At 67.0% G+C, this 14,241-nt stretch carries 13 protein-coding genes; 10 read left to right on the forward strand and 3 right to left on the reverse strand.

The window, feature by feature from the left end; translation table 11 throughout:
• Positions 1-70: 70 nt before the first annotated feature.
• Positions 71-889 (forward strand): hypothetical protein, encoded by an 819-nt coding sequence (locus ABZ345_RS46495; protein WP_359862043.1) that lies wholly within the window; start codon positions 71-73, stop codon positions 887-889.
• Here the strand turns inward: ABZ345_RS46495 and ABZ345_RS46500 are convergent.
• Positions 886-3,051 carry a P-loop NTPase fold protein gene (locus ABZ345_RS46500; protein ID WP_359862045.1) on the reverse strand — a complete coding sequence of 722 codons (2,166 nt, stop codon included), beginning with the start codon at positions 3,049-3,051 and terminating at the stop codon, positions 886-888. The genes ABZ345_RS46495 and ABZ345_RS46500 overlap by 4 nt on opposite strands.
• A 125-nt stretch (positions 3,052-3,176) precedes the next feature.
• On the opposite strand from ABZ345_RS46500, the gene ABZ345_RS46505 reads away from it, so the two are divergent.
• The 5 genes from ABZ345_RS46505 to ABZ345_RS46525 all read left to right on the forward strand — a co-directional run bounded on the left by ABZ345_RS46505 (position 3,177) and on the right by ABZ345_RS46525 (position 7,673).
• Positions 3,177-4,805 carry a circularly permuted type 2 ATP-grasp protein gene (locus ABZ345_RS46505; protein WP_359862047.1) on the forward strand — a complete coding sequence of 543 codons (1,629 nt, stop codon included), beginning with the start codon at positions 3,177-3,179 and terminating at the stop codon, positions 4,803-4,805.
• A 13-nt stretch (positions 4,806-4,818) separates the two neighbouring features.
• A complete protein-coding gene (locus ABZ345_RS46510) occupies positions 4,819-5,766 on the forward strand; it encodes an alpha-E domain-containing protein (RefSeq protein WP_359862049.1) in 948 nt (315 codons plus the stop codon).
• Between the two features lie 2 nt (positions 5,767-5,768).
• Complete coding sequence (locus ABZ345_RS46515) at positions 5,769-6,611, forward strand: transglutaminase family protein (protein WP_359862051.1); 843 nt, start codon at positions 5,769-5,771, stop codon at positions 6,609-6,611.
• A gap of 65 nt (positions 6,612-6,676) precedes the next feature.
• Positions 6,677-7,522: a helix-turn-helix transcriptional regulator gene (locus ABZ345_RS46520; protein ID WP_359862053.1), complete on the forward strand. Its 846-nt coding sequence runs from the start codon at positions 6,677-6,679 to the stop codon at positions 7,520-7,522.
• Positions 7,497-7,673 carry a DUF397 domain-containing protein gene (locus ABZ345_RS46525; RefSeq protein ID WP_359862055.1) on the forward strand — a complete coding sequence of 59 codons (177 nt, stop codon included), beginning with the start codon at positions 7,497-7,499 and terminating at the stop codon, positions 7,671-7,673. Before ABZ345_RS46520 ends, ABZ345_RS46525 begins: the two co-directional genes overlap by 26 nt.
• On the opposite strand, the gene ABZ345_RS46530 is transcribed toward ABZ345_RS46525, so the two are convergent.
• A complete protein-coding gene (locus ABZ345_RS46530) occupies positions 7,658-8,080 on the reverse strand; it encodes a type II toxin-antitoxin system PemK/MazF family toxin (RefSeq protein WP_359862065.1) in 423 nt (140 codons plus the stop codon). The genes ABZ345_RS46525 and ABZ345_RS46530 overlap by 16 nt on opposite strands.
• Before the next feature lie 89 nt (positions 8,081-8,169).
• Between ABZ345_RS46530 and lepA the strand changes: the two genes are divergently transcribed.
• Together lepA and ABZ345_RS46540 are read left to right on the forward strand one after the other, a co-directional pair.
• Positions 8,170-10,005 carry a translation elongation factor 4 gene (gene lepA / locus ABZ345_RS46535; RefSeq protein WP_359862057.1) on the forward strand — a complete coding sequence of 612 codons (1,836 nt, stop codon included), beginning with the start codon at positions 8,170-8,172 and terminating at the stop codon, positions 10,003-10,005.
• Between the two features lie 32 nt (positions 10,006-10,037).
• Positions 10,038-10,862, forward strand: coding sequence for a DUF72 domain-containing protein (locus ABZ345_RS46540; RefSeq protein ID WP_359862067.1), 825 nt, complete (start codon positions 10,038-10,040; stop codon positions 10,860-10,862).
• Positions 10,863-10,885: 23 nt separating this feature from the next.
• Here ABZ345_RS46540 and ABZ345_RS46545 read toward each other — a convergent pair whose 3' ends face one another.
• Positions 10,886-11,725, reverse strand: coding sequence for a LysR family transcriptional regulator (locus ABZ345_RS46545; RefSeq protein WP_359862059.1), 840 nt, complete (start codon positions 11,723-11,725; stop codon positions 10,886-10,888).
• A 70-nt stretch (positions 11,726-11,795) separates the two neighbouring features.
• On the opposite strand from ABZ345_RS46545, the gene ABZ345_RS46550 reads away from it, so the two are divergent.
• Both ABZ345_RS46550 and ABZ345_RS46555 read left to right on the forward strand, forming a co-directional pair.
• Positions 11,796-13,121 (forward strand): FAD-binding oxidoreductase, encoded by a 1,326-nt coding sequence (locus tag ABZ345_RS46550; RefSeq protein ID WP_359862061.1) that lies wholly within the window; start codon positions 11,796-11,798, stop codon positions 13,119-13,121.
• Positions 13,122-13,237: 116 nt separating this feature from the next.
• Positions 13,238-13,798 carry a Uma2 family endonuclease gene (locus ABZ345_RS46555; RefSeq protein ID WP_359862063.1) on the forward strand — a complete coding sequence of 187 codons (561 nt, stop codon included), beginning with the start codon at positions 13,238-13,240 and terminating at the stop codon, positions 13,796-13,798.
• The last annotated feature ends 443 nt before the right edge of the window (positions 13,799-14,241 follow it).

The raw sequence follows: 14,241 nt of genomic DNA on the forward strand, positions 1-14,241 counted from the left end.
CCTGACCATGACCGCCTGAACGGCCATTGGCCGCAGGCGATGCCGCTGTCACCCGTCCCCGCCAACACTCTTGATCATTACGGGACAACCTTTAGTCCTGTCCATCACCGGGGCCCCAGCCCAGGCCACACCGATCCGCCGCCAGACGCCGGCCGTCTCCACGTTCCGCACCGCCGACACCTGGTACGAGAACCTGGAGTTCGACCACAACACCGTCTGGCTCTCCAACCTCACCGGCAACGCCGTCGAGCAGTACCGGCTGGACGGCACCTTCCTGCAGTCCATCCCGCTGCGTGCCCCCGGCGCCATCCGCAAAGGCCCGGGCGGCGTCCTCTACGTCAACTTCGGCAACGACAGCCCCGAAACCCGCCCCCAACCGTCCGGCGTGGTTCGCCTGACCCCGAAGCCCGAGGTCTTCATCGGCGGCGACACCCTGAGCTCCGCCAACGGCGCCGAGTTCGACGCCCGCGGCCACCTCTACGTCTCAGACCCCTTCACGGGCTTGTACGAGTTCGACCGCCGAGGCGCCATGGTCCGCCACCTCGACATCGCCTACCCCAACGGCATCGTGACCATCGGCACCACCGTCTTCACCAACATCGTCATCGACCCGCAGTCGGCCATCGTCCGCATCACCGGCAACCGCCAGACCCGCCTCGAACTGGGCGCCCCCGACAAGGGCCTCGACGACCTCGCCGTAGGCCCCGACGGCAAGCTCTACGTCACCGCCTACACCAGCGGCGAGCTCATCAAGGTCGACCCCTGGACCGGCGCCCACTGCACCCTGCTGACCGGCCTCAAGAACCCGACCGCGGCTCGCTTCCTGCCCGGCACCCGCACGATGTTCCTCACCCAGGCGAGCGGCACGGTCCTGAAGGTCCGCCTCTAGAACAACCTGTTCGCCAGCCCCGCAACCGCTTGCGCATCGCAGTCGCGCAGCAGCTCCCGCAGGTTCGCCGCAGCCTTCCGATCCGAGTAGGCGAACTCGAGCCGCGCGATCGCGGCACCCCACCGGACGTCGTCGTCGACCGCGTCGGCCAGGTTCTGCCACCCACCGCGCAACCGGTGCAGATAGGCCGGCCACCTGACCGCGATCTCGGCGACGGCGACCAGGTGGCAGGCCTGCTCGACATCGAGGGTGTAGAAGACGCGCAGATAGAACTGCCACACGTTCAGCAGCCGCTTCTCCTCGCGCACCGACTGCTCCGGCTGAGCTCTGAGCCGGTGTCGCAGGTGCTCCCGGACGGCCGGATGCCGCTCGATCGCGATGATCTCTTCCTCCCGCTGCACCAGCTGGTTGAAGCCGAGGAAGCCTTCGCGGATCACGTCCGAAAACAGGGTGGAGTCCGGTTCCCCGGTGGGTTCGTCTCTGTGCACCGGCCCGAGTTGTGCCAGCAGCACGTTGTCGACGTTGTCCGCGGTGGTGCGCGGTAGCCGCACCGGCAGCTGGACGAGTTTCCGCAGGAACGTCCATCCAGGACTCGGATCGTCCGGGTGCGTCACAATCTTCCCGTCGGCGAGCTCCTTGTAGGCGTTGTCGACGTGCGCCGCCACGACGGTGGTGTCGAGGCCCAGCACGAACCTCGTGGCGGGGAAGTCGTCCGACAGGAACACGTTGATCGCCTCGAACACCTGTGCCGTGGTGCGCGGTGTGCAGCGGTCGAGGTCGTCGATCATCAGGATGAGCCGGTAGTCGAACGCTTTCAGGTCGTTCAGCAGCTCGCGAATGTCGTGCTGCACCAGGTAGAGGTAGCCGGAACGGGCGTTGTAGTACGGGTCGCGGATCAACGGATCCGTTGTGGTGCCTGAGAAAGCGTTGCTGATGACCGGCCCGGCGAACAGCTCGCCCGGCAGAAACGCAGACGCCTTGCCGAACAGATACCTCAGCACCGTGTGCAGGACGCCGCCGCCGGCCAGCCCGGCGGTCACCCACCCGGCCCAGCCGAGGTTCCACTTGGTCAGCGCGTTCAGCACCGACAGGCCGAACCCCAGTCCGGCAAGCGTCAGCAACGGCGACAGGATCCGCTTCCACAGCTGGCGCTGCAGGTGCCGGCGATCGACACGCTTGGCGTTGCGGGCGAACCAGTACCGTTCGGCGTTGTTCCGGTGAGGCATGATCGCCGACTCGGCGGCCTCGGTCACGGCCTTCGCGAGTCCTGCCCACACCTGTTCGCTCGACTGGTGACGCCACGGGTTGAACGACACCACCAGCGGCTTGATGGCCGGTGCGATCTTGGAGGGCTTCCTCTTCGGTGGTTTCATCCCCGCCGGAGGCTTGTACAACATGCGGTCCGCCTGGACCACGGTGAACCGAGTGCGCTTCTTCACCGCGCTGGGCTGGGCGGGCATTTTGCGCGCCAGCAGGTCGAGGAGTGTGCTCTTGCCCGACCCCCAGGCGCCCTCGAGAGTGATCACGGTCGGCCCGTCGTCCTCGTCGTCGGGCCGCAGCACCTCCCGCAGCGCGTCCACCAGCGTGGTGCGGTCGAGGAGATCCTCCTTCGCGACGCGGTCGCCGAATCCACGTGTCGACACCCCGCCGAACAAGGGGGATGAGGACAGTCGTGGATTCCAGATGCGCAGCTTGCCGGTCTTACCGCCGGAGGCGATGCGAGGACGTCCGTCCGCCCCGATGTAGGTGAGCAGCACCGAAACTCGGGTCGGCTGGCTCTGGCGAAGCACCTCACCGTTGCGTGGATTCCAGAGCCGGATCGAGCCACCCTCGCTGCCCGACACCAGCAGTGGTTCGTCGGTGGTGGGACAGGGCACGAGCGACACGACCGGAGTGCTGTGCCCGGTCAGCCGGTGCGTCTGGCCGGAGCTCCAGTGCACGACGATGTCCGTGCCGTCGACCTGCGCCATCAGATCTCCGACTTCCAGTGACCGCAGTGCGGAGTTCTGTCGTCGTGAGTACTTGTCGCCGGCGTCGATCCGCACCAGCTCCGTCGTTCGCCCCTCGAAGGCCACGATCAGCATCGGATTGGCTGGGTCCTCAACGTCGATCCCGAGACTGACGATGGGCGCGCTCAGCTCGAGGGTGCGTTCAAGCTCCATCGGGGGCACGCTGTCGACTGAGGTCACGCCTGCAAGGTCGGGAAAAGGCCGATTTTCGTTTCCGGGAGGTTTCTGTCTGGTCGGGGTAGTGCGAAATTGGCGTAACAGGGGTGAAGATGTGGACCATGGAACGCCGAGCCCGCACCTCAGGACTGCGCCGCAGCCGCACGGTCACCACGCCGAGGCTCGGTGCGCTGTTCAACGGCTATCTGGACCCCGCGCGGCCACACGCGGGGGCGTACGACGAAATGTTCTCCACCGACAACGGTGTCAGAAGTGCCTACCGCGCGCTGTACGAGTCGGTGGCTCCGTCGCAGGTCAACGAGCTGAACGCGCGAAGTGAGGCGCTGGGGCGAGCGTTCGTCGACCAAGGGATCACGTTCAGTCTCAGCGGGCAGGAGCGGCCGTTCCCGCTCGACCTCATTCCGCGGATCATCACGGCCAGTGAGTGGTCGAAGCTCGAGAAGGGCATCGTTCAGCGCGTGAGAGCGCTGGAGATGTTCCTCGCGGACATTTACGGGGACGCTCAGATCGTCCGGGATGGAGTTTTGCCGCGGCGTCTCATCACGAGCTGCGAGCACTTCCACCGGGAGGCGGCGCTCATCAACCCGCCGAACGGGGTGCGGATCCACGTCGCGGGTGTGGACCTCGTTCGGGACGAGCAGGGCGTGTTCCGGGTGCTTGAGGACAATTTGCGGTGTCCGAGTGGCGTCTCGTACGTCATGGAGAACCGCCGGACGATGGCGCGGGTGTTCCCCGACCTGTTCGCGCGGCATCGCGTGCGGGCGGTGGGTGACTACGCGGTGCATCTGCTGCGAGCGCTCAGGAACGCGGCTGCGCCCAATGCTGCGGACCCGAACGTTGTCGTCCTCACCCCGGGCTTGGCGAACTCGGCTTACTTCGAGCACTCGCTGCTGGCGAGGCAGATGGGTGTGGAGCTGGTCGAGGGACGGGACCTGTTCTGCCGCGACAACTTCGTGTACCTGAGGACGACCGAGGGGGAGCGGCAGGTCGACGTCATCTATCGGCGGATCGACGACGACTTCTTGGACCCCGTGCACTTCCGGCCGGACTCGGTGCTCGGCATTGCCGGACTCCTCAACGCCGCGAGGGCGGGCAACGTCGTCGTGGCCAACGCGGTCGGCAACGGGGTGGCGGACGACAAGCTCGTCTACACGTACCTGCCGGAGATCGTGCAGTACTACCTCGGCGAGAAGCCGTTGCTGCCCAACGTCGACACGTTCCGGTGCTGGCTGCAGGACGAGCGGACGCACGTGTTCGACAAGCTCGACGAGCTCGTGGTGAAGCCCGTGGAGGGGTCGGGCGGGTACGGGATCGTGTTCGGGCCGGAGGCGTCGCAGCGGGAGCTCAACTCGCTGCGGAAGCGGATTCGGAGCAACCCGCGCGGGTGGATCGCGCAACCCGTGGTGCAGCTGAGCACGGTGCCGACGAAGATCGGGGACACGCTGGCGCCGCGGCACGTCGACCTGCGGCCGTTCGCGGTGAACGACGGGAACTTCATCTTCGTGCTGCCGGGTGGGCTGACGCGGGTGGCGTTGCCGGAGGGCAGTTTGATCGTGAACTCGTCGCAGGGCGGCGGGTCCAAGGACACGTGGGTGCTGGCGCCCAAGTCGAGCACGCAGGAGCGGGAACTTGCGGAGCCAGGGCTGGCCGGTCCGTCCGAAATGGAGGCTGCGGCCGCCGAGCAGGGGCCGGAGCTGACCACGTCCCAGCAACAGCAACAACAGCAGTAGGGAGGCGCGCGAAATGCTGGCACGCAACGCGGAGTCGCTGTACTGGATCGGCCGTTACGTCGAACGGGCGGACGACACGGCGCGCATCCTCGACGTCTCGGTTCATCAGCTGCTGGAGGACGCGACGGTCGACCCGGACGCCGCGTCACGGCAGCTGCTCACGGTTCTGGGCATCAAGCCGCCGGTCGGCGCGGAGCAGTTCGACGTGTGGTCGCTGACGGAACTGGTGGCGTACAACAAGGACAACCCCAGCTCGATCGTCTCGTCGGTGAACAGCGCGCGCGAGAACACGCGTGGTGCCCGCGAGGTCGTGTCGACTGAAATGTGGGAGTGCCTCAACGCGATGTGGAACGCCGTCGCCGAAAGGCAGCGTTACGCGCGCACGATGGGGCCGCACGCGTTCTTCAGCTTTGTCGAGGAGCGGGCGGCGATGTTCGCCGGGCTGGCGGACTCCACGATGTCGCGGGACGACGGGTGGCGCTTCCTGGTGCTCGGGCGGTCGGTCGAGCGTGTGGACATGATCGTGCGGTTGTTGCTGGCTCGTGTCGGCGACAGGGCGTCGTCTCCTGGGTGGGTCACGGTGTTGCGGTCGGCCGGCGCGCACGACACGTATCTGCGGACCTATCGAGGCGCGCTGGATGCGTCGCGGGTGGTGCAGTTCTTGTTGCTGGACAGCCTGTTCCCGCGTTCGGTGTTCCACGCGCTGAGGCAGGCCGAGGCGTGTTTGGAGCAGCTGGAGAACCAGCCGTCGGTGCGCGTCGGAGCACGGGCGGAGGCGCTGCGGTTGCTCGGCAAGGCTCGCAGCGAGCTGGAGTTCCTGCGGCCGCACGACTTGCTGGACGACTTGCCGAAACGTCTTGCGGCACTGCAGAAAACGGTTCGTGACGTCGGTGAGGCAGTGTCGCAGCAGTACTTCCACGTGGCGCCGTGGGTCGCCTGGACGAACACCGAGGTGGGCTGACCATGAGCTGGCGAGTGCGTGTCGTGCACACGACGGGATATCGGTACGAGGCACCGGTTGTGCAGTCGTACAACGAAGCGCGGCTGACTCCGCGTGGCGACAGGCGGCAGAACGTCGTTGTCTCGCGCGTTGAGACCACACCGGCTACGCGTGCTTATCGGTACACGGACTACTGGGGCACGGAGGTCACGTCGTTCGACCTTCACGCGCCGCACAAGGAACTGAAGGTCGTCGCGTCGTCGGTGGTCGAGACGAGCGATGAGATCGAACCCGTCACCACTGGCACGTGGGGTGACGTGCGCGCGGACAACCTCGTGGACCGCTACACGGAGTTCCTCGAGCCCACGCGGTACACACCGCGCGACCGCGAGTTGCTGGCGGTGGCACGGGAGTTGAAGAAGGGGCAGTCGCCGTCGAGTGCGGTGCTGGCCGCGTCGCAGTGGGTGTGGGAGCAGCTCAAATACCAGCCGGGGTCGACGGGTGTGCACAGTTCGGCTGTCGACGCGTGGCGCGAACGTAAGGGCGTGTGTCAGGACTTCGCGCATCTGACGTTGGTGTTGTTGCGCGGTATGGGGATTCCGTCGCGTTATGTGTCCGGATACCTGCACACGAAGAAAGACGGTGCGCCGCGAGAGACGGTGCGCGGCGAGTCGCACGCGTGGATTGAGGCGTGGACAGGTGGGTGGTGGGGGTACGACCCCACGAACGCGATTCCTGTTGGGCCACGGCACGTGTGGGTCGCCTTGGGACGTGACTATGCTGATGTGGCGCCGTTGAAGGGCATCTATTCCGGTGGTGCGGCTACGGCGCTAGAAGTGACCGTAGACATCACAAGGCTTGCATAGGGCCGGTCTTTTTCGCCCGAATGAGCATGTTCTTTGGACCAGGTACAAGGATTAGCGTCGGGTAGATGAAAACGACGACTTCTACCGCGTACAGCAGGGATCTCGGCGACGAACTGCGCCGGTTGAGGGAGACCTGCACCGGGATGGGCGGCCGTGCGCTGGCCGTCAACCTCGGCTGGGATCCGAGCAAGGTCTCCAACATCGAACACGGCAAGGCTCGGGCCAGCGAGATCGACCTGGTGCAGATATTCACGGCGTGCGGCAAGGACATCGACTACTTCGAGAACTTCCGCCGGCGGTACCAGAACGCCTTCGACGAGTACGTGCTGCAGGTGCCGGACAACCTGCGCACGGTCGCCATGGCCGAGTCGACGGCGACGACGATCACCAGCTACAGCACGCAGTCCGTGCCGGGCCTGGTGCAGACGACGGAGTACACCGACGCGTTCTACCGGCTCGGTGGATTCATGTCCGAGGAACGAATCGACGCGAACCTGCGGTTCCGCACGGATCGCCAGGCGATCCTGCGACGACACGATCGGCCGGATTGCTTGTTCTACATCCATGAGATAGCGCTTCAACAGCGAGTCGGTGACGACCGGATCATGAAGGGTCAGTACGCCCGGCTGTCGCACGACACCCACGTCGTTCGCATCGTGCCCTGGGACGTGGTGGTTCCCTCGTACGGCTGCGTGCTGTGGGAGTTCGAGAAGTCGAAGCCGGTGGCGTTCAGCGAAACTGATCTCGCGCAGGTGTTCGTGCAGGACCCGGGAGCCATCGCGCGGACCAGGCTCCTCTTCGATCACCTGGATGAGGTCGCGTTGGATGCGGGACAATCGCGGAGGAAGCTGGAGGAGTACATCAGCCCACCGCGAGAGGAATTCGATGGCCGAGGTCCGCGCCTGGCGTAAGAGCAGCTACAGCGGCGCTACTGACGGCGCTGAGTGCGTCGAGGTTTCGTTCGCGCAGGACGTGCTGGTTCGTGACTCCAAGAACGCCTACGCGGGCACGCTGATGTTCAGCGCACCCGCGTGGCGTGCGTTCGTTCAGCGCCAGCCGTGACGTTCGCGTAGGGCGTCCACGACCTGTCCGAAGGCGGCGGGTGCCAGCACGGCACCCTCTCGCCGGATGTCGTCGTGCGAGTCGAGGGCGAACACGCGGTCGAGCCGCAGGTACGAGGGGCGTCCGTCGCGGTCCCAGGCGCCCGCGCCCAGTTCCAGGTAGTCGTCGCGCGGCTCCTTGGACGAGAGCATCAGCGCGATCAGCTCGCGGTTCGCCCTGCCCACGACCAGCAGCGGGCGGTCCTTGCCGCGCGAGGCGTCCTCTTCGAAGGGCACCCAGGCCCAGACGACCTCGCCGGGGTCCGCGTCGCCGTCCAACGAGGGCTCGTACTCGAGCTTGGCGGCGTCCGCGGCGTCGAAAATCTCGCGTACCGCACCCTTGGCGGGGCGGGGGTCCTCACCGTTCATCAGCACGAACGCACCCTAGTGGTGCAGGGCACACCGGCCGCTATGGGACCATAAGGGGACACCCGTCCGATTTCCTGCTGAGGACTACCTTGACCACGTTCGCCGACACGACGTTCACGCCGCCGGAGCTCATCCGGAACTTCTGCATCATCGCGCACATCGACCACGGCAAGTCGACCCTGGCCGACCGGATGCTGCAGATCACCGGCGTCGTCGAAGCGCGGGCGATGCGCGCTCAGTACCTCGACCGGATGGATATCGAGCGGGAGCGCGGTATCACCATCAAGGCGCAGAACGTGCGCCTTCCGTGGCAGGTGGACGGCCAGGACCACGTCCTGCACATGATCGACACGCCTGGCCACGTCGACTTCACCTACGAGGTGTCCCGCGCGCTGGAGGCCTGTGAGGGCGCCGTGCTGCTGGTCGACGCAGCGCAGGGCATCGAGGCGCAGACGCTCGCGAACCTGTACCTGGCGATGGAGAACGACCTCACCATCATCCCGGTGCTGAACAAGATCGACCTGCCCGCCGCGGACCCGGACAAGTACGCCAAGGAGATCGCGCACATCACCGGCTGCGAGCCGGAGGAGGTGCTGCGCGTCTCGGCGAAGACCGGTTTCGGCGTCGGCGAGCTGCTGGACGAGGTCGTGAAGAAGGTCCCGGCCCCGGTCGGCCAGGCGGACGCCCCGGCCCGCGCCATGATCTTCGACTCGGTCTACGACACGTACCGAGGCGTCGTCACGTACATCAGGGTCGTCGACGGCAAGATCACGCCGCGCGAGCGCATCAAGATGATGTCGACGGGTGCCACCCACGAGATCCTCGAGGTCGGCATCGTCTCCCCGGAGCCGAAGCCGTCCCAGGGCCTCGGCGTCGGCGAGGTGGGCTACCTGATCACCGGCGTGAAGGACGTGCGCCAGTCGAAGGTCGGCGACACCGTCACGTCCGAGAAGAAGGGCGCCTCCGAGCCGCTGGCCGGCTACCGCGAGCCGCGCCCGATGGTCTACTCGGGCCTGTACCCGGTCGACGGTTCCGACTACCCGGAGCTGCGCGAGGCGTTGGACAAGCTGCAGCTCAACGACGCTGCTCTCACGTTCGAGCCGGAGACGTCGGCCGCGCTCGGGTTCGGGTTCCGCTGCGGCTTCCTCGGCCTGCTGCACCTGGAGATCACCCGCGACCGCCTGGAGCGCGAGTACGGTCTCGACCTCATCTCCACGGCCCCGAACGTCGTGTACCGCGTGGTCATGGAGGACGGCACCGAGATCGTCGTGACGAACCCGTCCGACTGGCCGGAGGGCAAGCGCGCCGAGGTGTACGAGCCCGTCACCAAGTGCACCATCATCGCGCCGTCGGACTACATCGGCGCGATCATGGAGCTCTGCCAGACCAAGCGCGGCCAGCTCGGCGGCATGGACTACCTGTCCGAGGACCGCGTCGAGCTGCGGTACACGATGCCTCTGGGCGAGATCATCTTCGACTTCTTCGACTCGCTGAAGTCCCGCACGCGTGGTTATGCGTCGCTGGACTACGAGGAGTCGGGCGAGATGATGGCCGACCTGGTCAAGGTCGACATCCTGCTGCAGGGCGAGGCCGTCGACGCGTTCAGCGCGATCGTGCACAAGGACTACGCGTACGCCTACGGCACGCGGATGGCCACCAAGCTGCGCGAGCTGATCCCGCGGCAGCAGTTCGAGGTGCCGATCCAGGCCGCGATCGGCGCTCGCGTGATCGCCCGCGAGACGATCCGCGCGATCCGCAAGGACGTTCTTGCCAAGTGCTACGGCGGTGACATCACCCGTAAGCGCAAGCTGCTGGAGAAGCAGAAGGAAGGCAAGAAGCGCATGAAGATGGTCGGCCGGGTCGAGGTGCCGCAGGAGGCCTTCGTCGCCGCGCTGTCCACGGACGAGCCGAAGGGCAAGAAGTAGGCGGAGTGACACGTCTTCACGTCGGCTGCGCGATGTGGAACCACAAGGCGTGGCTCGGGAGGTTCCTGCCGCAGTCGCACCCTGCCGGGGAGCGACTGCGGGCCTACGCCGGCTGGTGCAACGCCGTCGAGGGCAACACCACGTTCTACGCGACGCCCGCCCGCAAGACCGTGGAGACCTGGGCGCGGCAGACCGGCTCCGACTTCCGGTTCGTGGTCAAGCTGCCCAAGGTCGTCACGCACGAGCGCCGGCTGACCGGCGTCGAGGTTGAGATGCGGGCGTTCCTGGACGCGATCGAACCTCTCGGTGACCGTGCGGTCCTGTGGACCCAGTTGCCCGGCTCGTTCGGCCCGGCGGAGGTCGACGCCCTGGGCCGTTTCCTGCGCAGGCTGCCCGTCGGCCTCCGGCGTGCCGTGGAGGTGCGTCACCCCGGGTTCTTCACCGACGCCGGCGCGACGTCGCTGCTGGAGGGGGCGCTCGCCGGCGCGGACGCCGAGTGGGTGCCGTTCGACACCACGGTCTTCTTCCAGAGCCCGCCGACCAGCGAGGCCGAGCGGGAGGCCTGGGACAGGAAACCGCGGTTGCCGCGGCGGACGCGGGCGCTGACCGACCAGCCGATCGTCCGCTACCTGGGCCGGGACTCGGTCGACGAGACCGTCGAGGGGTGGCGGTCGTGGACCGAGGTGGTCGCCGACTGGCTGCGGGAGGGCAGGTCGCCGACCGTGTTCCTGCACACCCCCGACAACGACGACGCGCCCGCGCTCGCCCGCCGGTTCCACGACGAGGTGCGAGCGCTGGTACCCGGCCTCGACGCACTGCCCGAGCCCGAGCCGGTCGAGCCCGCGACCCTGTTCTGAGCTCTGCTAGGCGGTCAGCTCGATCAGTTCTTCGTCGCCGCGGTGAGTGCGGCGACCCTTGCTGTGCGGCCGCCGGTGCGCCAGCAGAGCACCCAGCGCACCGGTGGCGAACCCTTGTCGAACGGCACCATCGCGAGGGTGGGACGGGCGAAGTAGTCGGCGGCGTGCGCGGCCAGCGGGCACACGCCCTCGTTGGCGGCGATCCGCGCCATGAGGTCCAAAAGCGTTGCGGGGACAGGCGGTTCGGGGTCGCGGCGGTAGGGCGCGGCTCGTCTTCCGGCCCGGAACACCACCTCGCCGTCGAGGTCGTCGAGCGTCACTGTTTCGTGGGTGGCCAGCCGATGTTCGCGTGCCACGGCCAGCACGACAGGTTCCGTGTACAGGACCGGGCCTTGCTCGAACCCTGGTTCGTCGACGGGTGCGTTGGTGACGGCGACGTCGACCTCGCCGGAGCGCAGCAGGTCGAGCGGGTCGGAGAAGCCGGTCTCGCGGAAGACGATGTCGACGCCGGGGTTGTTCTGCCGGAACCGGGCAAATGTTGAGGCGGCGAGCTCGGCGACCGCGGGGGCTTCCAGACCGACGGTGAGCACGCCGGTGATCCCTTTGCCGGCCGCGACGGCTTTCGCGATCCCGCGTTCGATGCGGTCGTGGCCCACGCGGACGTCGGCGTAGAGGGCGGCGCCGACCGGGGTGAGCGCGACCCGGCGGCTGGTGCGCTCGAACAGGGCCACCCCGAACCGGCGTTCCAGCCGGGCGATCGTCTGGCTCACGCGCGCCTGCGACACCAGCAGCCGCTGCGCCGTGCGACCGAAATGCAGCTCTTCCGCGAGCGTCAGGAAGATCTCGATCTCACGCCTTTCCATAACACCCAGGTTATCAGTCGATGCTTGATCGGAGATTGTTTGCCCAGTTCAGCGTCGACATGATTGCTTCATGACCGATTACCTCACCAAGACCGATGCCGGCTACGACACCGAGCGCTTCGGCTACAACCTGTCCGTCGAGCACAAGCCCGAGGTCGTCGTTCCGGCAGCCTCTGTCGACGACGTGATCGCCGCCGTCCGCTACGCCGTGGCGCATGGCCTGGGTGTCGCCGTCCAGGCCACCGGGCACGGCCCGTCCCGCAGCGCCGACGGCCAGGTCCTGATCACCACCTCGCGGCTCGACGGGATCACCATCGACCCCGCGGCCCGCACCGCCCGTGTCGAGGCCGGAGTGCGCGGCGGCGCACTGGTGCGCGCTGCCGCCGAACACGGGTTGGCGCCCCTGAACGGCTCTTCACCCGAGGTCGGCGTGGTCTCCTACCACCTCGGCGGCGGGCTGGGGATCCTCGGCCGCAGCCTCGGCTGGGCCGTCGACCACGTCCGCGCCATCGAGATCGTCACCGCTGACGCCTCGCTGCGCCGGGTGACCGCGACCTCGGACCCGGACCTGTTCTGGGCGTTGCGCGGTGGCGGCAAAGGCAATTTCGGCGTCGTCACCGCCATCGAGATCGACCTGCACCCGATCACCCGGCTCCACGGCGGTGGCATGCACTTCGCGGCTGACACCGCCTCGGATGCCCTTCGTGCTTGGGCGGAGTGGACCCGCACCGTTCCCGAGGAGATGAGCTCCTCGGTGCTGCTCATCCGGATGCCCGACCTCCCGTTCCTGCCCGACCACCTTCGCGGCCGTTATGTGCTGCACCTGCGGTTCGCCTACACCGGTTCCGCTTCTGAGGGAGAGCGGCTCGTCCGGCCGTTCCGCGAGCTCGGACCGGTTTCCGACACCGTCGCCGAGATGCCTTACAGCGCGGTCGGCACCATCCACGCCGAACCCACTACGCCGGTGGCGTTCTACGCCCGCAACACCATGCTGGAATCGCCGGACCCCGCCGCCGTCGCGGAGCTGCTGCGCCACGCAGGCCCCTCTGCTGACGCTCCGTACCTCGTCGAACTGCGCCACACCGGCGGCGCACTCGGCCGGCCCGGTGCGGTTCCCAGCGCTTTGGGTCGCCGCGACGGGCAGTACGTCCTCTACGCCGGAGCTGCCGCATCACCCTCCGAACTGCCGGCATTGCGCGCGGCGTTCGACCGGCTGTTCACGGGGATGAAGCCGTGGTCGACCGGCGGCGTGTGCGTGAACTTCCTGTCCGGGCCCGACATCACCGCTGCCGAACTCGCCACCGGCTATCTGCCCGGCGACTTCGATCGGCTCGCCGCCATCAAGAAGGCCGTTGACCCGCAGGACATGTTCCGCACGCACCACGGCCGGGCATGACCTGGTGTTCGGTGGCGTCACACGATCGGGTGGCGCCACCGGCGAGGTCCGGATTTGGGTCAAAACTGTCAGACCTCTCTGGGACGGTTGGCGGGAGCACCGAGAGGAGGGGGAGCATGTCGGTCATGGCGATTGGCGTGAATGGACGTCCCTTTACGGTCGACGACCTGGAGGGCATGCCCGATGACGGACGCCGTTACGAACTCATCGACGGGACGCTCCTGGTGAGTCCCACGCCGGGTCTCCGGCACCAGAAGATCGTCGCGATGCTGCTGGTCAAGCTGGATCCCTCATGTCCGACTGACTTGCACGTGTTGCCGGCACCGTTCGCGGTGAGGCAGTCGAAGAACACGGAGCTGCAGCCAGACGTCCTGGTCTGCAGGGACAGCGATCTCACGGACAAACTGTTGCCGGTAGCGCCGCTGCTTGCGGTCGAGATTTTGTCGCCGAGCACCGCGCTCTACGATCTCAACACCAAGAAGGCGGTCTACGAGCGGCTCGGCGTGCCGACTTACTGGGTCATCGATCCGGAGGTGCCGACGCTCACCGTGTTCGAGTTCGGGGCCGACGGCCTGTACGAGCAGACGGTCGTGGTCAAGGCAGATGAGGTGTTCGAGGCGACGGCGCCGTTCCTGGTGAAGTTCTCGCCCGCCGAGTTGCTGGGCACCCTGAAGTAGCTTCTCGCCCAGCCGGTGACTTCGGCGCAGCATCGCGGTCGTATGACGAGACGGCACAAAGCTCTCGGACACCACGTCAGGGTCCGGAGCCGGCCGCAAGCTGGTCCGCGATCTGCTCTCAGCTCCGGCAATTCATTGCGTTGACCGCAGATGTCGTGCTCGGCAAGACTTCGGGCAACATCGAGCGAAGGAGGCGTCATGACGTGGGATCTCGGGTCGCCGCGCCAACGCCTCGATGATGTTGGCTCTCCTGTCATGACCTGGTGAGATGCCAGCTCGGGGAGCCGCCCGTCGGGGAATCCGATTCGGGCGGCTTTTTCTTTTCCTGATGCTCACGTGGCCCAGCGGCTAAAGGTTGTCCCGTAATGATCAAGAGTGTTGGCGGGGACGGGTGACAGCGGCATCGCCTGCGGCCAATGGCCGTTCAGGCGGTCATGGTCAGG

It is taken from the genome of Lentzea sp. NPDC005914, assembly GCF_040629405.1.
Classification (GTDB): Bacteria; Actinomycetota; Actinomycetes; order Mycobacteriales; family Pseudonocardiaceae; genus Lentzea.

Excerpts from the sequence above, each read along its gene's own strand:
- ABZ345_RS46500 (WP_359862045.1), bottom strand. The coding sequence starts at position 3,051 with ATGGAGCTTGAACGCACCCTCGAGCTGAGCGCGCCCATCGTCAGTCTC.
- ABZ345_RS46505 (WP_359862047.1), top strand. The coding sequence starts at position 3,177 with ATGGAACGCCGAGCCCGCACCTCAGGACTGCGCCGCAGCCGCACGGTC.
- ABZ345_RS46510 (WP_359862049.1), top strand. The coding sequence starts at position 4,819 with ATGCTGGCACGCAACGCGGAGTCGCTGTACTGGATCGGCCGTTACGTC.
- ABZ345_RS46515 (WP_359862051.1), top strand. The coding sequence starts at position 5,769 with ATGAGCTGGCGAGTGCGTGTCGTGCACACGACGGGATATCGGTACGAG.
- ABZ345_RS46520 (WP_359862053.1), top strand. The coding sequence starts at position 6,677 with ATGAAAACGACGACTTCTACCGCGTACAGCAGGGATCTCGGCGACGAA.
- ABZ345_RS46525 (WP_359862055.1), top strand. The coding sequence starts at position 7,497 with ATGGCCGAGGTCCGCGCCTGGCGTAAGAGCAGCTACAGCGGCGCTACT.
- ABZ345_RS46530 (WP_359862065.1), bottom strand. The coding sequence starts at position 8,080 with ATGAACGGTGAGGACCCCCGCCCCGCCAAGGGTGCGGTACGCGAGATT.
- ABZ345_RS46540 (WP_359862067.1), top strand. The coding sequence starts at position 10,038 with ATGTGGAACCACAAGGCGTGGCTCGGGAGGTTCCTGCCGCAGTCGCAC.
- ABZ345_RS46545 (WP_359862059.1), bottom strand. The coding sequence starts at position 11,725 with ATGGAAAGGCGTGAGATCGAGATCTTCCTGACGCTCGCGGAAGAGCTG.
- ABZ345_RS46550 (WP_359862061.1), top strand. The coding sequence starts at position 11,796 with ATGACCGATTACCTCACCAAGACCGATGCCGGCTACGACACCGAGCGC.
- ABZ345_RS46555 (WP_359862063.1), top strand. The coding sequence starts at position 13,238 with ATGTCGGTCATGGCGATTGGCGTGAATGGACGTCCCTTTACGGTCGAC.